Source organism: Telluria sp. AZSoR62, from assembly GCF_058111565.1.
On the sequence record NZ_JBYTST010000002.1, the window covers coordinates 453591 to 474197 of the forward strand.

At 68.5% G+C, this 20607-nt stretch carries 17 protein-coding genes; 11 read left to right on the top strand and 6 right to left on the bottom strand.

Going from position 1 to position 20607, the window contains the following annotated elements:
- Positions 1 to 52 precede the first annotated feature (52 nt).
- From fghA to AC3XQU_RS05360, 5 genes are all read left to right on the top strand, one after another.
- Positions 53 to 895, top strand: coding sequence for an S-formylglutathione hydrolase (gene fghA / locus AC3XQU_RS05340; RefSeq protein ID WP_489873101.1), 843 nt, complete (start codon positions 53 to 55; stop codon positions 893 to 895).
- 166 nt (positions 896 to 1061) lie between these two features.
- Positions 1062 to 1535 carry an Hsp20/alpha crystallin family protein gene (locus tag AC3XQU_RS05345; protein ID WP_489873102.1) on the top strand — a complete coding sequence of 158 codons (474 nt, stop codon included), beginning with the start codon at positions 1062 to 1064 and terminating at the stop codon, positions 1533 to 1535.
- A 108-nt stretch (positions 1536 to 1643) separates the two neighbouring features.
- A complete protein-coding gene (locus AC3XQU_RS05350; protein ID WP_489873103.1) occupies positions 1644 to 2318 on the top strand; it encodes a phosphoribosyltransferase in 675 nt (224 codons plus the stop codon).
- 88 nt (positions 2319 to 2406) lie between these two features.
- Positions 2407 to 3177 (top strand): hypothetical protein, encoded by a 771-nt coding sequence (locus tag AC3XQU_RS05355; RefSeq protein WP_489873104.1) that lies wholly within the window; start codon positions 2407 to 2409, stop codon positions 3175 to 3177.
- A gap of 3 nt (positions 3178 to 3180) precedes the next feature.
- The gene (locus tag AC3XQU_RS05360) at positions 3181 to 4518 is read left to right on the top strand and encodes an erythromycin esterase family protein (RefSeq protein WP_489873105.1); all 1338 of its coding nucleotides are present in this window, start codon (positions 3181 to 3183) and stop codon (positions 4516 to 4518) included.
- Between the two features lie 171 nt (positions 4519 to 4689).
- On the opposite strand, the gene AC3XQU_RS05365 is transcribed toward AC3XQU_RS05360, so the two are convergent.
- Complete coding sequence (locus AC3XQU_RS05365; RefSeq protein ID WP_489873106.1) at positions 4690 to 6672, bottom strand: diguanylate cyclase domain-containing protein; 1983 nt, start codon at positions 6670 to 6672, stop codon at positions 4690 to 4692.
- A gap of 197 nt (positions 6673 to 6869) precedes the next feature.
- Between AC3XQU_RS05365 and AC3XQU_RS05370 the strand changes: the two genes are divergently transcribed.
- Entirely contained in the window at positions 6870 to 7349 is a 480-nt protein-coding gene (locus AC3XQU_RS05370; RefSeq protein ID WP_489873107.1) for a (2Fe-2S)-binding protein, read from the top strand.
- On the top strand, positions 7346 to 9589 hold the full coding sequence (locus AC3XQU_RS05375) for a xanthine dehydrogenase family protein molybdopterin-binding subunit (protein ID WP_489873108.1): 2244 nt from the start codon (positions 7346 to 7348) through the stop codon (positions 9587 to 9589). Before AC3XQU_RS05370 ends, AC3XQU_RS05375 begins: the two co-directional genes overlap by 4 nt.
- 112 nt (positions 9590 to 9701) lie before the next feature.
- Here the strand turns inward: AC3XQU_RS05375 and AC3XQU_RS05380 are convergent, their stop codons facing one another.
- Genes AC3XQU_RS05380 through AC3XQU_RS05400 form a run of 5 tightly spaced genes read right to left on the bottom strand, consistent with a single transcriptional unit; the run spans position 9702 to position 14908 of the window.
- Positions 9702 to 10025, bottom strand: coding sequence for a hypothetical protein (locus AC3XQU_RS05380; protein ID WP_489873109.1), 324 nt, complete (start codon positions 10023 to 10025; stop codon positions 9702 to 9704).
- A gap of 57 nt (positions 10026 to 10082) precedes the next feature.
- Positions 10083 to 10475, bottom strand: a complete 393-nt coding sequence (locus tag AC3XQU_RS05385; RefSeq protein ID WP_489873206.1) for a RidA family protein — start codon at positions 10473 to 10475, stop codon at positions 10083 to 10085.
- Entirely contained in the window at positions 10475 to 11641 is a 1167-nt protein-coding gene (locus AC3XQU_RS05390; protein WP_489873110.1) for an acyl-CoA dehydrogenase family protein, read from the bottom strand. Before AC3XQU_RS05390 ends, AC3XQU_RS05385 begins: the two co-directional genes overlap by 1 nt.
- Position 11642: 1 nt before the next feature.
- Complete coding sequence (locus AC3XQU_RS05395) at positions 11643 to 12497, bottom strand: enoyl-CoA hydratase family protein (protein ID WP_489873111.1); 855 nt, start codon at positions 12495 to 12497, stop codon at positions 11643 to 11645.
- Between the two features lie 26 nt (positions 12498 to 12523).
- Positions 12524 to 14908, bottom strand: coding sequence for a bifunctional salicylyl-CoA 5-hydroxylase/oxidoreductase (locus tag AC3XQU_RS05400; RefSeq protein ID WP_489873112.1), 2385 nt, complete (start codon positions 14906 to 14908; stop codon positions 12524 to 12526).
- A 195-nt stretch (positions 14909 to 15103) separates the two neighbouring features.
- Between AC3XQU_RS05400 and AC3XQU_RS05405 the strand changes: the two genes are divergently transcribed.
- From AC3XQU_RS05405 to AC3XQU_RS05420, 4 genes are all read left to right on the top strand, one after another.
- Positions 15104 to 16264 carry a pyridoxal phosphate-dependent aminotransferase gene (locus tag AC3XQU_RS05405; RefSeq protein ID WP_489873113.1) on the top strand — a complete coding sequence of 387 codons (1161 nt, stop codon included), beginning with the start codon at positions 15104 to 15106 and terminating at the stop codon, positions 16262 to 16264.
- A complete protein-coding gene (locus tag AC3XQU_RS05410) occupies positions 16261 to 18522 on the top strand; it encodes a hybrid sensor histidine kinase/response regulator (RefSeq protein WP_489873114.1) in 2262 nt (753 codons plus the stop codon). The genes AC3XQU_RS05405 and AC3XQU_RS05410 overlap by 4 nt, the downstream gene beginning before the upstream one ends.
- Before the next feature lie 84 nt (positions 18523 to 18606).
- Positions 18607 to 19797 (top strand): DNA topoisomerase IB, encoded by a 1191-nt coding sequence (locus AC3XQU_RS05415; RefSeq protein WP_489873115.1) that lies wholly within the window; start codon positions 18607 to 18609, stop codon positions 19795 to 19797.
- Between the two features lie 218 nt (positions 19798 to 20015).
- On the top strand, positions 20016 to 20600 hold the full coding sequence (locus tag AC3XQU_RS05420) for an A24 family peptidase (protein ID WP_489873116.1): 585 nt from the start codon (positions 20016 to 20018) through the stop codon (positions 20598 to 20600).
- Positions 20601 to 20607: the final 7 nt, after the last annotated feature.

Below are 20607 nucleotides of genomic sequence, written 5' to 3' on the forward strand. Positions count from 1 at the left end.
AGCCGGCACGCCGGAAGGCATACTGGCACTATTGCCCATTCCAGTCGAATCCATGCTCACGCTCCTGAACGAACACGCCTGCTTCGGCGGCCTCCAGCGCTTTTATTCCTTCGAGTCCGAAGCCATCGGCCTCCCGATGCGTTTTTCGTTGTATTTGCCGCCCGGCGCCGAGGGCAAGCGCCTGCCGGTGCTCTTCTATCTCGCGGGCCTGACCTGCACCGAAGAGACCTTCATGACCAAGGCCGGCGCCCAGCGCGTGGCGGCGCAGGAAGGCCTGGTCCTGGTCGCCCCCGACACCAGCCCGCGCGGCGCCGGCGTGCCGGGCGAAACCGACAGCTGGGACTTCGGCGCGGGCGCGGGCTTCTACGTCGATGCGGTGCAGGAACCCTGGTCGCGCCACTACCGCATGTACAGCCACATCCTGGAGCTGCGCGCGCAGGTCGTGGCGAACCTGCCGGCGGATCCGGCGCGGGTCGGCATCTTCGGCCATTCGATGGGCGGACACGGGGCCTTGACGCTGGCGCTGCGCAATCCCGCCCTGTTCCATTCGGTGTCGGCCTTTGCGCCGATCGCCGCGCCGATGCGCTGCCCCTGGGGCAAGAAAGCCTTTACCGGCTATCTCGGCGCCGACGAACGCCTCTGGCGCCAGTACGACGCGACCGAGCTGATGGCCGATATGCAGGCGGCGCCCTTCCCGGGCGGCATCCTGGTCGACCAGGGCCTGGGCGACAAATTCCTCGCCGAGCAGCTGTATCCGGAAGCTTTCGAAGAGGCTTGCGCCCGTACCGGCCAGCCGCTCGAACTGCGCCGCCACACCGGCTACGACCATGGCTACTACTTCATCTCGACCTTCGTCGAAGACCACCTGCGCTTCCACCGCCGCCAGCTCGGCTGAGCGCGTTTTCACCCTGGCCGGCCCGCTCGGCCGGGGTGCATTCCCTCCCCTTCCAGCGCCTGCGCCTATGCCGCCGACGCCGCTTGAAAAGCCCCGGTGGCTGCCCTATAAATGAAGTGCCGGCACCGTCCGGCGATCCCATCGATCTTCATCCATGGAGGCCATCATGAATCTCATCAGGAGAACCAACCCTGCGCTTCAGGCCTACCGCCCGAACCCGGTGGAAGAAGGCTTCGGACGCATGGTCGAAAGCATGTTCCAGGACTTTTTCGCGCCGCTCTCGGCAGGCCAGCAATGGGGCAGCGACGGCGGTGCACTGGCGCCGCGCCTGGACGTCAAGGAAACCGAGAAATCCTTTGAAATCCAGGCCGAACTGCCGGGCGTGGAGAAGGAGGATGTGAAGGTGTCGGTCGACGGGCAGCGCATCACGATCGAGGCAGAATGCCGCAAGGCAAACGAACGCCGCGAGGGCGAAACCGTGGTGTATGCTGAACGCACCGCATCGAGGTTCATTCGCAGCTTTGCCCTGCCCACCGAGGTCGACGACGCCGCGGCGCAGGCCAAGCTCGAGAACGGCGTACTGCAGCTGAGCCTGCCGAAAAAGCAGGGCACCGAGGCACGCCGCCTGACCATCCAATAAGCGCTTCGCCGGCAGGCAGGCGCCGGCCGAAGGTCCATGAACCGCGCCGCGGCGCCTGCCGCGGCGTGCTGCGGCCGGCTTGACGCTGTCAGTTTCGTTGGCTGCACCATGCTGGACACCGAAGGCTATCAAGACCGCACCCATGCCGGCAAGCAGCTGGCGCGCAGGCTGCGCCACCTTGCCGGAACGGGCGATCCTATCGTGCTGGGTTTGCCGCGCGGCGGCGTGCCGGTCGCCTTCGAAGTCGCCCAGGCGCTCGGCGCCGAACTCGACGTGCTGCTGGTGCGCAAGCTGGGCATGCCCCACCACGCGGAATACGCGATGGGCGCAATCGGCAGCGGCGGCGTGCGCGTGCTGCAGGCCGGCGTGCCCGGGCTGATGGGCGTCACGCAGGAACAGGTCGACCAGGTCACCGCGCGCGAGCTGGCCGAACTGGCCCGGCGCGAGCAGCGCTACCGCGGCGCGCGGCCCCTGCCCCGGCTGGACGGCCGCTGCGTCATCCTGGTCGACGACGGCATCGCCACCGGGGCCAGCATGATGGCGGCGGTGCAGGTAGTACGCAAGCACCGGGTGGCGCGCCTGGTCGTGGCCGCGCCCGTCGGCGCGCCCGACACGCTGCGGCTGCTCGAACACGAAGCGGACGAGGTGGTCTGTCCGCTGGCCCCGCCGCGCTTTCATGCGGTGGGCCAGTATTACCGCCACTTCGGCCAGACCGAAGACGAAGAAGTGCAGGACCTGCTGGCGCAGGCATGGGCAGGGCCCGCCGCGCATGGCAAGGATTAGGACCGCTAGCCCCGCAATGGGCTGGCGAAACCGGCTGGCGCTACAGGCAAGCCCGGGATCACAATCAGAACAACAGAAAGGAGCACACATGAAACCAATTCCAACCGAAACGGCGACCGATGTAGGCAACGTGGGCAAATGGCTGGGTGCAGCCGCCGCGGGTGCGCTGTTGATGTATGTGCTCGATCCGGAGCGCGGACGCGCACGCCGGGCGCGTGCGGTGTCGGCGGTGCGCGATGCCGGCGCCCGTACCGGCGCGACGGTCGATCATGCCCTGCACAATGCCGGCGAGCGCCTGGTCGGGCTCAAGGACAGCGCCGCCAGCGCCCTGTCGCGCGGCGCCGACCGCCTGCAGGCCGAGGCCGCTCCCCTGCTCGAGCGTGCCCAGCACAGCGCGCAGCAGGCCAGCCGCCGCATCGAGCACGACGCCGAGCGCGTGCGCGACACCTACAGCGCCAGCCGCGCGCAAGCCGGGCGCAACAGCTACGAGTCCGACCGCCATTATGCCGACCGCCAATACCGCGACCGCAAGGTCCAGGACAGCAACCAGGCGGCCTACCACGAGCGCGGGGGCGGCCTGTCGCAGATGTTGCAAGGCATGCTCGATAGCCTGAGCGGCTCGCGCGGCACCAACCCGGCGCTGCTCGGCGGCGGCATGGTCGGGCTGCTCGGACTGGTGCGGCGCAAGCCTGCGGCGCTGCTGGTCGGCCTGGCCGGCCTCTACCTGCTCTCGCGCGGCGCCGGCACCCAGACCTACAAGGTCGGCTCGACGCAGACGGCGCGCGGCGCCGCCGACGATGGCGAATCCGCGCCCTTCGTCCCGGCCGCCACGGAACAGGGCAACCGCTACCTGCACTGAGCCATGGCCAGCGTCACCGACCATGACCTCGGCGCGCTCCGCGCGGCGGCGCATCCGCTCACCGGCAGCGCCGCCGACTACGACCCGCTGCTCGACCTGGTCGGCGATGCGCGTTTCGTGCTGCTGGGCGAAGCCACCCACGGCACGGCCGAGTTCTACGACGAGCGCGCACGCATCACCCAGCGCCTGATCGAAGAAAAAGGCTTCACGGCGGTCGCCGTCGAAGCCGACTGGCCCGACGCCTGGCGCGTCAACCGCTACGTGCGCGCCGAAGGCCAGGACGCCGACGGCCGCGCTGCGCTGTCGGGCTTCGAGCGCTTTCCTGCCTGGATGTGGCGCAATACCTCGGTGCTGAACTTTGTCGAGTGGCTCCGCCAGCGCAACGACGCCGCGCCAGGCGCCAAGGCCGGCTTCTATGGCCTGGACCTGTACAGCCTGTTCACCTCGATCCAGGAAGTGCTGCGCTACCTCGAGGGAGTCGATCCGGTCGCCGCGCAGGAAACGCGGCGCCGCTACGCCTGCTTCGACCAGTATGGCGAAGACAGCCAGCAATACGGCTATGCCGCCGCGGTCGGCCTGTCCGAATCCTGCCACCAGGGCGTGCAGGCTACCCTGCAGGAACTCCAGCAGCGCGCTTTCGACTACATGCAGGCCGACGGCGCCAATGCCGAAGATGCGTACTTCTACGCCCAGCAAAACGCCCGGCTCGTGAAAAACGCCGAAGAATATTACCGCACCATGTTCAAGGGCCGCATCTCGTCCTGGAACCTGCGTGACAGCCACATGGCCGAAACCCTCGACGCCCTGGCGCGCCACCTGACGCGCGAGGGCAAGCCGGCGAAAATCGTCGTGTGGGAGCATAATTCGCATATCGGCGACGCCCGCGCCACCGAGATCGGGCGCCAGGGCGAATGGAATGTGGGCGAGCTGGCGCGCAAGGCCTATGGAAGCGACGCCTGCCTGATCGGCTTCACCACCTACGACGGGCGGGTCACCGCGGCCTCGGAATGGGATGGCCCGGCCCTGCACAAGCATGTGCGCCCCGGCATGGCCGGCAGCTACGAGCACCTGCTGCATGGCGTGGGGCTGGAGCGCTTCTTCCTGCCGCTGCGCACGCCAGGGGCGGCGCGCGACGTGCTGATGCAGGAGCGGCTGGAGCGGGCCATCGGCGTGCTCTACCTGCCGCGCAGCGAGCGCCAGAGCCATTACTTCATGGCCCAGCTGCCGCGCCAGTTCGACGCCGTGATCCACATCGACCGCACGACTGCCGTCACGCCGCTCGACGCTACCAGCGGCTGGCATTCGGGCGAACCGCCGGAGACGTATCCGGAGGGTTTGTAAAGCGCAGCGCTGCTGGCCGGCGCCGCCGGCTGCCCGCAGGGTGGGCAAGTCCCTTGCTCACGCGGTGGTCGTTATGCGCTCCGATTTCGCGCTCGATGATCTTGCCGCCAGCTATCACCGCGTGGGCGGGTACCCGCCCACCCTACGCATCGCGACTGCGCCGAGGCCGGTTCACCCCTCGAAAAACGCATACCCATCCCGTCCCTTGCCCTTGGCCGCGTACAGCGCGCTATCGGCCGCCGCCAGCAACTGTTCCTGCGTCTGGCGCTGCTGCGACAGCGCCACGCCGACGCTGGTGGACACCTTCAACGGCCCCGCGCTGGTGTGAAACGGCAGGCGCATGCCTTCGACGATCTTGCTTGCGGTGTGCTCGGCTTCCAGTCGGTTGCCGATTTCTTCCAGGATGACGACGAATTCGTCGCCCGACAGGCGCGCCGCGGTGTCGGTGGCGCGCACCCCGGCGCTGAGGCGCCGCGCGAATTCCTTCAGGACCTCGTCGCCCACGCCATGGCCATGGGTGTCGTTGATCTTCTTGAAGTAGTCGATGTCCAGGTAGGCCAGGGCCAGCGGCTTGCCGCTGCGGCGGGCGCGGTCGAGGGCGTGATGCAGGGCCTCGCCGAACATGCGGCGGTTGGCGATGCCGGTCAGGGTGTCGACCCGCGCCAGCTGCAGCAGCTGTTCCTCGACTTCCTTCACGTGCGTCATGTCGTGCACCAGCGCATAGATGCCGGCCACGGCGCCATCCGGCTGCAGGTCGGGGATATAGGTGGCCTGCAGGATGCGCGGCTCGCCGCGCAGCGGGATGCGGATCTCGTGGGTGACCGGGCGTCCGGTGAACGCCTCTTCCAGGTGCGGGTGGATCTCGCGCGCGACTTCCTCGCCCAGCAGCTGGGCCACCGCCATCCCGTCGAGCTGATCGGGCGCCACGCCGAACCATTTTTCGTAAGTGGCGTTCCCGAAGCGGAAGCAATGCTTGCGGTCGATGTAGGAAATCAGGACAGGCAGGTTGTCGGCAATGAGGCGCAGGCGCTTCTCGGTGGCGGCGCGCCCGCTCTCGGCGCGCTCGCGCTCGGCCATCAAGGCGTGGAAGGCCCGGCCCAGCTCCCCGATCTCGTCCTTGCGGCCGTCGCGCAGCACGTCGATGCCGGTGCCGTCGTCGCGGATCGACACCACGCTGTCGCGCAGCGCCTGCAGCGGCGCCAGCAGCTGGAACACCAGCACCCAGGCCAGCAGGCCGGCCGCCAGCGCCAGTCCGCCGGCGCTGAAGAAGGCGCTGCGCCGCATGGCGATCATGGGCGCGAAGGCTTCCGCGGTCGGATAGCGCGCCGCCAGGATCCAGCCGGTCGTGCGCAGGCGCTTGTAGGCATAGATCGCTTCGACGCCGTCCTTGCCGGGCGTTTCCAGCCAGCCTTCGAAACCACCGAGCGCGCGCTCGGTGCCGCGGTTCACGCCGGGCACGCTGGCCACGTGCTGGAACAAGCGGGTCTCGTCCGGGTGGTCGATGATCAGGCCGTCGGCCGTCATCAGGAACAGGTAGCCCGTCTTGCCGGGCTTGAGCGTGCCGATCTGGCGCAGGAAGCCCGAGCGCCGCAGGTCCACGCTGGCCACCACCACGGCCACCAGCTTGTCCGCGGTATCGAACACGGGCGCGCTGAAAATCACGATGTGGTTGCCCGTGAGCCGGCTGCGGATCGGGCGCGAGATCATGCTCTTGCGGGTAGCGATCACCTGCTCGAAATAATCGGTGCCGCGCGCATTCAGGACCGCCTGGCCGGGCAGCGGCCGGGCTGCGAGCCGCAGATCGCCGGCTGCGTCGAAGACGAGGATGTTGACATAGCGTTGCTCGCCCCACAGCCGCAACTGTTCCGTCAGGAAAGGGCGCAACCCAGTCCAGTTGGTGCGCAGCGGCGCCGGGATGCCGCGGGCAAGTGCATCGACCTGCTGGAGGCGCTCCGACATGCGGTCGTCGATGAAGGAGGCGGCCCCCGCCAGCAAAGTGTATTGCTGGTCGCCGATCACCCCCTTCATGCCGCGCTCGGCCACGGACAAGGTCGACAGCGTGGCCAACAGCGTGGCGGCGAACACCAGCACCGCGGCGACGCAGGCCAGGCGGAGCTTCAGGTTGGCGGACGAGAGGCGCGAGCCGGTGGGCACAATAATCGGGTTAACTGATGTAGATGACAAAGTATTACATATCCCTGCCGCCCCCTGTTAGATGATTCCGTGTTACAACTGTCTAGCTTGACGCTGTTCGCTTGCCACAATTGCCCCGCCCTCCCCCGGCTGCCACTGTTGAGCTACGACATTTTCGATTAGCATGTCGTTTTCCCCGCACCCAACGAAAACCGGCCATGAAACCATACCAGCTCCACATCAACGGCAAGACCCAGGCGGTCGACGTCGAGCCCGACACCCCGCTGCTGTGGGCGCTGCGCGACACGCTCGGCCTGGTCGGCACCAAGTACGGCTGCGGCATGGGCCAGTGCGGCGCCTGCACCGTCCACATCGACGGCGTTCCCACCCGCTCCTGCCTGATGCCGGTGTCGAGCCTGGGCAAGGGGAAGATCACCACCATCGAAGGCCTGGACGCGAAAGCGCAGCACCCGCTGCAGCGGGCCTGGCAGGAACTGGACGTGCCGCAGTGCGGCTACTGCCAGTCGGGCCAGATCATGAGCGCCTGCCACCTGCTCAAGCAGCACCCGAAGCCGACCGACGTCCAGATCGACGAGGCGATGGCGGGCAACCTGTGCCGCTGCGCTACCTATACCCGCATCCGCGCCGGCATCCATCGCGCCGCCGAGATCGCTGTCGCCGGAAAGGGCAAGAAATGAGCCGCGCCACCCCGCTCTCCCCCTCGCGCCGCAGCTTCCTGCGCAGCAGCGCCGCCGGCGGCGCCTTCATGCTCGGCATGTCGGCAAATGGCGTGCTGGCGGCCGTCGCCAGCGCGGCAAACACCGCGCCGGCCGACTTCGTCCCGAACGCCTTCATTCGCATCGGCCGCGACGGCCGCGTGACCCTGGTGTCGAAACAGCCTGAAATCGGCCAGGGCATCAAGACCTCGCTGCCGATGGTGATCGCGGAAGAACTCGGCGTCGAGTGGAAGAACGTGCGCGTCGTGCAGGGCGACCTGGACACGGCCCTGTATGGCCCGCAGGGCGCCGGCGGCTCGACCTCGACCCCGACCAATTACGAGAACTTCCACCGCCTGGGCGCCACCGCGCGCACGATGCTGGTGCAGGCTGCCGCGGCTACCTGGGGCGTGCCTGTCGGCGAATGCAGTGCCGGCGCCGGCGCCGTCATCCACGGCCCGAGCAAGCGCCGCCTCGGCTACGGCGCGCTGGTCGAGGCCGCCGCGAAGCTGCCCGTTCCCGACGCGGCGAGCGTCGTGCTGAAAGACCCCTCGACCTTCACCCTGCTGGGCAAGCGCATCGGCGGCGTGGACAACGCCGCCATCGTCAGCGGCCAGCCGCTGTTCGGCATCGACGTACGCTTGCCCGGCATGCTGTACGCGGTCTACGCCAAATGCCCGATCTTCGGGGGCAAGCCCGTCAGCGCCAACCTGGATGCGGTCAAGGCGATGCCGGGCGTGAAGGATGCCTTCATCGTCGAGGGCACGCCGAATCTGAACGGGCTGCGCCCGGGCGTGGCGATCGTCGCCACCTCGACCTGGGCCGCGATCCGTGCGCGCCGCGCACTGGACGTGAAGTGGGACGAAGGCGAAGGCGCCGGCCACAGCTGGGCCGATTTCGCCGCCCAGGCCCAGGCCGCGTCGAAGAAAGCAGGCGCCGCCGTCGTGCGCAAGGACGGCGACGTCTCCGGCGCCCTGCAAGGCGCGGCCAAGGTGGTGGAAGCGGCCTACAGCTATCCCTTCATCTCGCACGCCAGCATGGAGCCGCAGAACTGCACCGCCTGGTTCAAGGAAGACGGCTCGCTGGAACTGTGGGCGCCGACCCAGAACCCGGGTTCCGGCCAGGCCCTGGTCACGACCACCTTCGGCATCCCGAAAGAGAAGATCGCTCTGCACATCATCCGCAGCGGCGGCGGTTTCGGGCGGCGCCTGAGTTCGGACTTCATCGTCGAGGCCACCGCCATCGCGCGCAAGGTCGCGGCCCCGGTCAAGCTGACCTGGACCCGCGAGGACGACCTGCAGCACGACCATTTCCGCCCGGGCGGCTTCCACTTCCTGCGCGGCGGGGTCGATGCCGGCGGCAAGGCGGTGGCCTGGCACAACCATTTCGTCAGCTTCGCCAACCGCATCGAGCGCGAAGGCAAGAGCGTGCTGCAGCCGGGCAGCGGCGCCAGCCTGTCCGCCGACGAATTCCCGGGCCGCTGGCTGGCCAACTGCCAGCTCGAGCAGACCCTGCTCGAATGCCGCATCCCGATGGGACCGTGGCGCGCGCCGGGCAGCTGCGTGTTCTCCTGGGTGTTCCACAGCTTCATCGACGAGTTGGCCCATGCGGCCGGGCGCGACCCGCTGGCCTTCCGCCTCGAGCTGCTGGGCGACAAGGATCTGATGCCGGCCACGATCGAGCGCGGCCTGGCCTATGACGTCAAGCGCATGCGCCACGTGCTGCAGGAAGTGGCCCAGCGCGCCGGCTGGGGCAAGCGCCGCTTCCCGCGCGGCCAGGGCGCCGGCATCGCCTTCCACTTCAGCCACCGCGGCTATGTGGCCCAGGTGGCCGAAGTCACCGTCACGCGCGAGGGCAAGCTGAAGGTGGACCGGGTGGTGGTGGCGGCCGACATCGGCGCCCAGATCGTCAACCTGTCGGGGGCCGAGAACCAGGTCGAGGGTTCGGTCATCGACGGCTTGTCGACCCTGATGTTCCCGGAGCTGAACATCGAGGGCGGGCGCGTCGTGCAGAGCAACTTCCACGATTACGGCCTGCTGCGCATGCCGGATGCGCCGACCAGGATCGAGACGCATTTCATCAAGACGGCCAACCCGGTGACCGGGCTGGGCGAGCCGGCCCTGCCGCCGCTGGCGCCGGCCGTGTGCAATGCGATCTTTGCCGCGACGGGCAAGCGGGTACGTCAGCTGCCCTTGAGCAAGACGGATTTGAGCTGGAGCTGATTGTCGTCCGGGATGGTGTCGAGACCCGTAGGGTGGGCAGGTGCTCCTGCCCACGCGTTCAGCTTACGGATGCGCCCAGGCGAAGCGATCTTCGTTAAGCGCCGATCGTGCTTCAGTGGCGGTGCGCGGGGTCGTTATCCTGCGCACCGTGATAATCCAGGATAGCCGCCGCGTGCTCGAGCTGCTGCTCGTTTCCCGTAATCGTGATCACGCACTTGCCGATCTCCAGCCCCGGCGTGAACACGTCCTTGTAGTCCGTCCCGCCCTTCACCTTGGGCGAATCGCCCACCGTGAAATTGGCTTCCGACGGCCCGGCCTCGTCGCCGGTATGGCTGATCTCGATACCCTCGCGGTCGAAGCCGGCGTCGAGCAAGGCTTGCCGCGCGCGCTCGGCGTCTTCGAAGTTTTCGATTACCCGTACGATCTGCTTGTTCATGGTGGCTCCATCGATTCTGTTGCAGCCACGTTAGCAGAAACGCCCCATCCCCGGCGCTCAGTCCGGGACCACCGCCGTGACCTCGATCTCCACCCGCGCCCGCTCTTCCATGAGGCCGGCCACCTGCACCGCGCTCATGGCCGGGTAGTGGCGGCCGATCACGTCGCGGTAGGCCGCGCCCAGCGCCGCGCCGGCGCCCAGGTATTCGCCGCGGTCGAGCACATACCAGGTCATGCGCACGATGTGCTCGGGCCCTGCCCCGGCTTCGCGCAGCACGGCCACGATATTCTCCAGCGCCTGGCGCGCCTGGCCGGTGAAATCGTCGGTGTGGAAGCGGCCTTCGGCATCCCAGCCGATCATGCCGCTCACGTACACTTGGCGGCCGCTGGCGGCGACGCCGTTGGCATAACCTTTCGGACGCGGCCAGCCAGGCGGTTGCAGGACTTCGATCATGTTCCCTCCCCCGCCAGCAACTCGCGCGCGATGATCAGGAGCTGCACTTCGCTCGCCCCTTCGTAGATGCGCAGCGCGCGGATCTCGCGGTAGAGCGTCTCGACGGTTTCGCCGCTGACCACGCCCCGGCCGCCGAACAGCTGCACGGCCGCGTCGATGACCGTCTGGGCCGTTTCGGTGGCTGTGAGCTTGGCCATCGCCGCTTCTTTCGTCACCCGCTTGCCCCCGTCGCGCAGCCAGGCGGCGCGGTAGGTCAGCAGCGCCGCGGCGTCGATGCCGGTCGCCATCTGCGCCAGCTTGGCCTGGGTCAGCTGGAAATCGGCCAGGGTCTTGCCGAACATCGCCCGTTCCTTCGCACGGTGCAAGGCCTCGTCCAGCGCACGCCGGGCAAACCCGAGGCTGGCCGCCGCCACCGAGGTGCGGAACACGTCGAGGGTGGCCATCGCGACCTTGAAGCCCTGGCCTTCTTCCCCGATGCGGTTCGACAGCGGCACGCGGCAGCCGTCGAAGCGCAGGCGCGCCAGCGGGTGCGGGGCGATGACCTCGATGCGCTCCGCGATCGTCAAGCCCGGGGTATCGGCTTCGACGATGAAGGCGGAGATCCCTTTCGAGCCGCGCCCTCCTTCGCCCCCGCCGTCGCCGGTGCGGGCAAAGACCACATAGAAGTGCGCGATACCGCCGTTCGAGATCCAGGTCTTCTCGCCATCGAGCACATAGCTGTCGCCGTCAACGCGCGCGGCGCACTGCATGGCCGCGACATCCGACCCGGCCTGCGGCTCGGACAGGGCAAAGGCGGCGATGGCCTCGCCCGACGCCACGCGCGGCAGCCAGGCGTCCTGCTGGGCATGGGTGCCGAACAGCGAGATCGCGCCGCTGCCCAGGCCCTGCATGGCAAAGGCAAAATCGGCCAGGCCTGCGTGGCGCGCCAGGGTTTCGCGGATCAGGCAGATGGCACGGGTATCGATGGCGCGCCCCGCGCCGCCGATCGCATGGCGCAGCCAGCCGCCGCGCCCAAGCGTTGCCACCAGCGCGCGGCAGGCGGCATCGACGTCGCGGCCATGCGCATGCTCCAGGTGCTCACCGGCCCAGGCGTCGAGTTCACGCGCCAGCGCGCCGTGCCGCGGTTCGAAAAACGGCCAGTCGAGGTAATCGCGGTCCGCCATTTCAATCCCCCTCGAAATCGGGTTGTTGCTTCGCCACGAATGCGTGGTAGGCGCGATGAAAATCGTTGGTCGCCATGCAGATCGCCTGCGCCTGCGCCTCGGCTTCGATGGCCTCGTCCACGCCCATGTTCCACTCCTGCTGCAGCATCTTCTTGGTCATGCCGTGGGCAAAGGTCGGGCCATTGGCCAGCGCCGTTGCAAAAGCCCGGGCCTGCTCCAGCACCTCGCCCTGCTCGCACAGGCGGTTGAAGAAGCCCCAGCGTTCGGCTTCTTCCCCTCTCAATACGCGTCCGGTGTAGAGCAATTCGGCCGCCCTGCCCTGGCCGATCACGCGCGGCAGCAGCGCACAGGCGCCCATGTCGCAGCCGGCCAGGCCGACGCGGGTGAACAGGAAGGCGGTGCGGCTGCGCGCGGTGCCGTAGCGGATGTCCGAGGACAGCGCCAGAATTGCCCCGGCGCCGGCGCAGACGCCATCGATTGCAGCCACGATGGGCTGCGGGCAGGCGCGCATGGCCTTGACCAGGTCGCCCGTCATGCGGGTGAAGGCGAGCAGCCCGGGCATGTCCAGCTTGGTGAGCGGCCCGATGATCTCGTGCACGTCGCCGCCCGAGCAGAAATTCTCGCCGGCGCCGGTGATCACGACCGCCTTGACGTCGTCGGCATGGGCCAGGTCGCGGAACAGGTCGCGCAGCTCGGCATAGGAGTCGAAAGTGAGCGGGTTCTTGCGCTCCGGCCGGTTCAAGGTGATGGTGGCCACCTTGCCGGCGAGGGCAAGCTGGAAATGGGTCGGCTGGTAGCCGGCGAGGCTGGCGCGGCCGCCCGGCAGCCGGTGCGATTGGCCCGGTAGGTAATGCATGCGGTGTGCTCCTGAAAAAATGTCGTTCAGCCTTCGAGCAGGCGCGCGGCAAGCTGCTGCGGGCTCAAGCCGGCGCCGGCCGCCTGCACCTGGCGTTCCCGTTCGAGGTTGCGCTCGAGCTGCAGCTTGCCGGGACGGTACTGGCGCGGCCAGGCCGCGCCCGTGTAGCCGATGCGCGCGGCTTCGTTCAGCGTCCAGGCCGGGTTGGCCAGGTGCGGGCGCGCCACGGCGCACAGGTCGGCCCGTCCGGCCGAGATGATGCCGTTGACGTGGTCGGCCTCGTAGATCGAGCCGACCGCGATGGTCGGGATACCGGCTTCGTTGCGGATGCGGTCGGCGAAGGGCGCCTGGAACATGCGGCCATATACCGGCTGCTCGTCCTTGCTGACCTGGCCCGAGGAACAGTCGATCATGTCCGCGCCGGCCGCCTTGAACAGGCGCGCCATGGCCACCGCGTCGTCCGGCGTGATGCCACCCTCGACCCAGTCGTGGGCCGAGACGCGCACGCTGATCGGCAGCCGTGACGGCCACACCGCGCGGATGGCGGAAAACACCTCGAGCGGATAGCGGCAGCGGTTTTCCAGGCTGCCGCCATAGGCGTCCTGGCGGCGGTTGGTCAGCGGCGAGATGAAACTCGACAGCAGATAGCCGTGGGCGCAGTGCAGTTCCAGCCAGTCGAAACCGGCGTCCAGCGCGGCGCGGGCGGCGCGCACGAAGGCGGCCTTGATGGCGTCGAGCTCGGCCACGCTCGCTTCGCGCGCCACCTGCGACACGCCCGGCAGGTACTGCTGGCTGGAAGCCGACACCAGCGGCCAGTTGCCGCTGGCGAGCGGCAGGTCGATGCCGTCCCACATCGGCCGGGTCGAGCCCTTGGCGCCCGCGTGGCCCAGCTGCACGCCGATCTTCGCGTCGCCGTTGGCATGGACGAAGCCGACGATGCGGCGCCAGGCCGCCGTGTGCTCCGGCGCGTACAGGCCCGGGCAGCCGGGCGTGATGCGGGCGTCGGGCGAGACGCAGGTCATCTCGGCCATCACCAGCGCCGCGCCGCCGAGCGCGCGCGCGCCCAGATGCGCCAGGTGGAAGTCGCCCACGGTGCCATCCACCGCGGAATACTGGGCCATCGGCGAGACGATCACGCGGTTCTTCAGCACCATCCCGCGCACTTTATAGGGCGTGAACATGGGCGGCACCGGCGCATCCGGCGCCGGCACCCCCGCCTGTTCGGCCGCCCGCGTAGCGAACCAGCGCTCGAACCCGGCCACATACCCGGGGTCGCGCAGGCGCAGGTTCTCGTGCGACAGGCGCTGGCTGCGCGTGAGCAGGGAGTAGGCAAACTGCTCGGCCTGCATCGCCGTATAGCGCGCCACGTTCTCGAACCATTCCATCGAATTGCGCGCCGCGCTTTGCAGCTTGAGCACTTCGACGCGGCGCGCCGCTTCATAGGCGCCTAGTGCGGTGTCGAGCGGGGCCTGCGGGTCTTCCAGGCAGCGCGCCAGCTCGATCGCGTCTTCCAGCGCCAGTTTCGTGCCCGAGCCGATCGAGAAATGGGCGGTATGGGCGGCGTCGCCCATCAGCACGACCGGCACCCGCCGCCCGTCAATCTCGTTCCAATGCACCCACTGGCGGCAGGCGATGCGCGGGAAGCGGATCCACATGTTCGCGCCGTGCAGGTGGGCGGCATTGGCCATCAAGGGGTGGCCGTCGAGGTAGCGCGCGAACAGGCGCTCGCAGAAGGCCAGCGCTTCCGGCTGCTCCATCGCTTCCAGGCCGGCCGCCTGCCAGGTCGAATCGAGCGTCTCGATGATGAAGGTGGAGGTGTCGCCGTCGTACTGGTAGGCGTGAGCCTGGAACCAGCCATGCTCGGTTTCCTCGAAGGCGAAGGTGAAGGCATCGAACTTCTTGCGCGTGCCGAGCCAGACGAAGCGGCACAGCCGGCGCTCGACCTCGGGCTGGAAGACGCCAAGGTGGCGGCTGCGGATGGCGCTGTTGACGCCATCGCAGGCGACCACGAGGTCGGCGCCGAACTGGCGCGCCAGCGCTTCCTCGTCGCGCACTTCGGTATCGAATTCGAGCCGCACCCCGAGCTGGGCGCAGCGTTCCTGCAGGAGGTTGAGCAGGCGCCGGCGTCCGATGCCGCAGAAGCCATGCCCACCGGAGCTGACGGTGCGTCCCCGGAAATGGACGTCGATCGCATCCCAGTGGTTGAACGACTGCAGGATGGCGCGCGCGCTGTCCTCGTCGGCGCCGGCCAGGTGGCCGAGGGTCTGGTCGGAAAATACCACGCCCCAGCCGAAGGTATCGCTGGCCCGGTTGCGCTCGACGACGGTGACCGCATAGTCCGGATGGCGTTTCTTCATGAGCAATCCGAAATACAGGCCGGCAGGGCCGCCGCCAACGCACACGATGTTCATTCCCGCTCCCATTCTGGTGTTGCGCGTATATTACATGGGCAGATGCTTTAAGTGTCAAGCAAGCATCGTGACAACGGCCGAAACTAAATGCGGGGCAAACCCGGCAAGCGTGCGTCGCGTCGCCTGCTTTTTAGTACAATAGGGAAACTAATTGGCCCGTTTCGCCCCGGCCGCGACTTTTCTGGCAATCGTTCGATGAAAATTTCTGACCGGATCGCTCATACCCGCCCGCTGGCCACCACCGCCATGCACGGGCGCGCCGATGCCCTGCGCCTGGCGGGCAAGCCTGTCATCGATTTTTCGATCGCCATCTCGCATTTCCCAGCCCCGTCCGCGGTGCGCGAGGCCGTCGCCGCCGAAGTCGAGCGTTCGCAGGTCATGCCCTACACCGACGTGGGCGGTGCGATGCCGATCCGCGAGGCGCTGTGCGCCAAGCTGCGGCAGGAGAACGGGATCGAGGCGCTGCCCGGGGAAGTCATCGTCACCAATGGTGCCAAGCAGGCCCTGTACCAGGCCTTGTACTCGCTGACCGATCCGGGCGATGCCGTGATCGTGTTCCGGCCGCACTGGCCGGCCTATGTCGCCACCGCCGGGCTGCTCGGGCTGCGGCCGATCCTGGCCGACCTGCCGGACGACCTGACCGCCGCCAGCCTGGACGCCCTCGGTCCGGCGCGAGTCCTGATCATCAACAATCCGCACAACCCGACCGGCAAGGTGTACACGCCATCCGAACTGCGGCAGGTGGGCGAGTGGGCGCTACGCACCGGGGCCCATGTCATCGTCGACGAAAGCTATGAGCATCTGCTGTTTTCCGGCAGCCATCACAGCCTTGCCGCGCTGTGCGACTGGCGCGCCGTGGGCGTGGTCACGCTGTTCTCGGCATCGCAAAGCTATGCCATGATGGGCTGGCGAGTCGGCTTCGCACTGGCCACGGCGCCGCTCGTGGCGGCGATGCAGACCCTGCAGGGGCCGATCACGGCAGCGGCCTCGCACCTGGCCCAGGTCGCGGCCGGCGCGGCCTTCTCCGCAGGGCGTCTCCCTGCCATGCTGGACGACTACCGCGCGCGCCGGGACCTGGTGCTGGATTTGCTGCGCGACGTGTCATGGATCGACATGCAGGCGCCCGACTCCGGTCCCTACCTGTGGGGCGACATTCGCGCGCTGACCCACGATAGCGCCGGCTTTGCCGACGCCTTGCTGGAGCAGGAAGGCGTGGCCCTGATGCCGGGTGACGCACTGGGCGTGCCGGGTTTCATCCGCATCGGCTACATCTCCGACGACCTCGCCACGCTGCGCCAAGGCGTCGAGCGCATCATCTCCTTCGGCGAGCGCCTGCGCAACGCCGGCGCCCGATGAGCTTGCCGCTGCCCCGCCTTCACATGCGCCTGAACAGCCTGCGCAGCCGGCTCATGCTGCTGGTCGCGCTGGCCATCACGCCGGTCGCCGTCATGACGGTGCTGGGCGGGGTGCGCGAGCGCGAAACGGCGATCCGCGCCTCGCAGGAAAACCTGCAGCGCCTGACCGGCCTGGCCGCGGCCAACGAGGCCCAGTCGATCGAGCGCGCGCGCCAGATCCTGGTCGACCTGGTCAGCGTGCCGGACCTGATGGGCGAGAGCGCGCGCTGCAACGCCCTGCTGGCCGACGTCCTGGACCGCAACGAAGGCTATGTCAACTTCGGCCTCATCCAGCTCGATGGCGACGTCACCTGCAGCGCGGTGCCGATGCTCCATCCGGTCAACCTGGGCGACCGTCGCCACTTCAAGCGCGCCATCGCCGAGCGCCGTTTCATCGCCGGCGACTACATCTTCGGGCGGGTGATCCGCAAGCACACCATCAACCTGACCTACCCCGTGATCGACCGCGGCGGCCGGGTCGTGGCCGTGGTGTTTGCCGCCATGGACCTGGCCGGGCTCGATACGTTCGTGAACGACATCAACCTGCCGGCCGGTTCGATCCTGGAAACCGCCGATTCGACCGGCTCGATCATCTCGCGCCGTCCCGACCCGGAGCGCTGGTTCGGCAAGAAGGTCAGCCCTGCCCTGCTGGCGGCGATGCGCAACGCGAGCCACGACGCCGTGGTGCTGCGCGGCGAGGACGGCGTCGAGCGCCTGCATGCCTTCGCGGGCGTGGGCGGCCCTTCGCTGTCCGAATACACGGTGACCATCGGCGTGCCGCTCGGGGTCATCACCGAAGAAGCGCGCGACGCCCAGTGGATGTCCTTCCTGGGCCTGGGCGTGACCACCATGCTGGCCCTGCTGGCGGCCTGGCTGGCCGGCGACATCCTGATCGTGCAGCGGGTGCGCAAGCTGATGGACACCGCGCGCCGCATCGCCGCCGGCGACCTTGAAGCGCGTTCGGGCATCGCCTATGGCCGCGAAGAGATCGGGCGCCTGGGCGCGGCCCTGGACGAGATGGCCGCCACGCTGCAGAAGAAGGAAGCGGCGCGCAGCCAGGCTGAGCGCGAGCTGCGCGCGGCCGACCAGCGCAAGGACGAATTCCTGGCCATGCTGGCCCACGAACTGCGCAACCCGCTGGCGCCGATCAGCACCGGGGCCCACCTGCTCAAGCTGCTGCACTCGGATAACGCCCAGATCACCCAGACCTGCGCCATCATCGCGCGCCAGGTCGAGCACATGACCAGCCTGGTGGACGACCTGCTGGATGTCTCGCGCGTCACGCGCGGCCTGGTCTCGCTGTCGACCCAGGTGCTGGACCTGCGCCATGTAGTGGACGACGCGGCCGAGCAGATCCGCCCCCTGATCACCGCGCGGCGCCACAAGGTGGTGCTCGACCTGCCGCCCGCCCCGGCCAGCGTCAAGGGCGACCACAAGCGGCTGGTGCAGGTGGTGGCCAACCTGCTGGGCAACGCCACCAAGTACACGCCCGAAGGCGGGCATATCCAGCTGACGCTGCAGGAGGCCGGCGACGGCGCGGGCGACGACTACCTGCTGGAAGTGAGCGACGACGGCATCGGGATGGAAGCCTCGCTGGTCGAGCGCGTGTTCGACCTGTTCACCCAGGCCGAGCGCACCCCCGACCGCTCGCAGGGCGGGCTGGGGCTGGGCCTGGCGCTGGCCAAGAGCCTGGTCGAGCTGCACGGCGGCAGCGTGCAGGCCGCCAGCGACGGTCCCGGCAAGGGCAGCACCTTCCGCGTGCGCCTGCCGCGCTTTGCCCAGCAGGTGGAGAGCCCGATCGACGCCGCCGTGCGCCAGGCCGCCACGGTGAGCGCGCCGCTGCGGGTGCTGGTGGTGGACGACAACCTCGACGCCGCCCATACCCTGAACCTGTTCCTGGCCGCCGCCGGGCACCGCGTCGAGATCGCCTACAACGCCCAGGATGCGCTGGACCTGGCCAGGGTGTTCTCGCCCCAGGTCTGCCTGCTCGACATCGGCCTGCCCGACATGGACGGCAACGAGCTGGCGCGCCGCCTGCGGCGCCTGCCGCAGACCGCCGGCGCCATGCTGGTGGCCGCCACCGGCTACGGGCGCCAGCAGGACCGCGACGCCGCGCGCGACGCCGGTTTCGACCATTACATGGTCAAGCCGGTCAATACCATGCAGCTGAGCGAATTGCTGGCCGCTGCTGGCTCGGCCACCGAGCAGCCGCCGGCCTGAGGCGGCGGCAAGGTGTGTTCGCTAACGGTGCGCCGGCGCCGTTCGGCGTAGGATCGGGGCGACCCCACGCAAGGAAGCCCCGCCATGCATAGCGAAGACCACGCCACCGCCGACAATCCGCTCAGCGACCCGCCCGCCGCCGCCAAGGCCGCCGGGCTGCGCTACGTGCTGGACGACCGCCCCGGCATCCGGCGCGAAAAGGCCGGCGAGGCGTTCCGCTACCTCGACGCCGCGGGCGAGCCGGTCGGCGACGAGGCCACGCTTGCCCGCATCAAGTCGCTGGTGATTCCCCCGGCCTGGCTTGATGTATGGATCTGCCCCCAGGCCAACGGCCACCTGCAGGCCACCGGGCGCGACGCCAAGGGCCGCAAGCAGTACCGCTACCACCCGAAATGGCGCGCCGTGCGCGACGAGGTGAAGTACGAGCGCATGCTCAACTTCGGCCATGCGCTGCCCAGCATCCGCCGTGAAGTCGACCGGGCGCTGGGCCTTCCGGGCCTGCCGCGCGAGAAGGTGCTGGCCACCATCGTCTACCTGCTCGAAGCGACCATGATGCGGGTCGGGAACGAAGAGTATGCCCGCACCAACAAGTCCTTCGGCCTGACCACGCTGCGCAACCGCCACGTCAGCGTGGAGGGCAGCGCCGTCGAATTCAAGTTCCGGGGCAAGAGCGGCGTGTACCACAAGGTGAAGGTGCAGGACCGGCGCCTGGCGCGGATCATCGCGCGCGCGCGCGACCTGCCCGGCCAGGAGCTGTTCCAGTATGTCGACGAGGCGGGCGAGACCCACAGCATCGATTCGAGCGACGTCAACGACTACCTGCGCGCCATCACCGGCGAAGACTACACGGCCAAGGACTTCCGCACCTGGTCGGGCACCGTGCTGGCGGCGCTGGCCCTGCAGGAATTCGAGAAATTCGATTCCGAGACCCAGGCCAAGAAGAACATCGTGCGGGCGATCGAGTCGGTGTCCGAAAAGCTCGGCAACACGCCCTCGATCTGCCGCAAGTGCTATGTGCACCCCGCGGTGCTCGACTCCTACCTCGAAGGCACGGTGCTGGAAGTGCTGCGCGAACGCACCGAGCAGCAGCTGCAGGACGACCTGCACGCGCTGCAGCCCGAGGAAGCCGCCGTGCTGGCCATGCTGCAGCAGCGCCTGCGCCACGAGCAGGAAGAGGAAGAGAAACGCGCAAAGCAGCGCCAGGCCAAACCCAAAAAGGCCGCGCGCGCGCCGCGCCGCGCCAAGCCCACGGCTTCCGCCGCCAGGGCGGCCTGAGCGCTTCCTGCCTGCCAGGGCGCCGCCTCCGGCGCCGGATGCCCTCCTCCGCAAGCCGCCTAGTACATTTGTACTGGCGCAGCCGGAAAATCAGGACGCCTGTCTAGGCCGGACAGGACACCGGGCTCATGCCGCTCCGCTCCAATCTGCATAACATTGATCCAGCTCGTTTTGAATCACAACGGGTTCCTGGTCTGGCTCAATGCGGGGTTGGAAAAATGGATGAATTCAACGCTTTTCTCGACTTGTCGGCCATGCTGGCTACCGATCCGCGCAGCATGGCGCTTTTCGGGCTGCTGCTGTGCGCCGCGGTCATCGACGTACGCAGCCGCCGCATCCCCAACTGGCTCACGCTGGCAGGTACCTGTTTTGGCCTGCTCTACAGCGCCTTCGTGCCCTTCTGGGGGCAGAACGGCTTCCTGTGGTCGCTCGGTGCTTGCCTGGTGGCCTTCGTCCTGCTGTTCCCGCTCTGGATGCTGCGCGTCCTCGGCGCCGGGGACGTCAAGCTGATGGCCATGGCCGGTTCCCTGCTGGGACTGGACGCCATCTCGGGCGCAATGGCCGGGTCATTCATTGCCGGGGGCATCCTGGCGGTCGGCTACGCGCTGTGGCACGGCAAACTTGGCCTGATGTTCGCGAATGTCGGACGCGTTGTCCAGCAAGGCGGCATCGCCCTGGCCACACGCACCCCGGTGGCGGCCGCCACGCAAGGCTGGGAATCGGTCGGCAGGCTGCCTTTTGGCGTGGCGATCGCCAGCGGCACCATCACCACCGTTTTCCTGCGCCACTTCGGTTTCCTTTGACAGCACA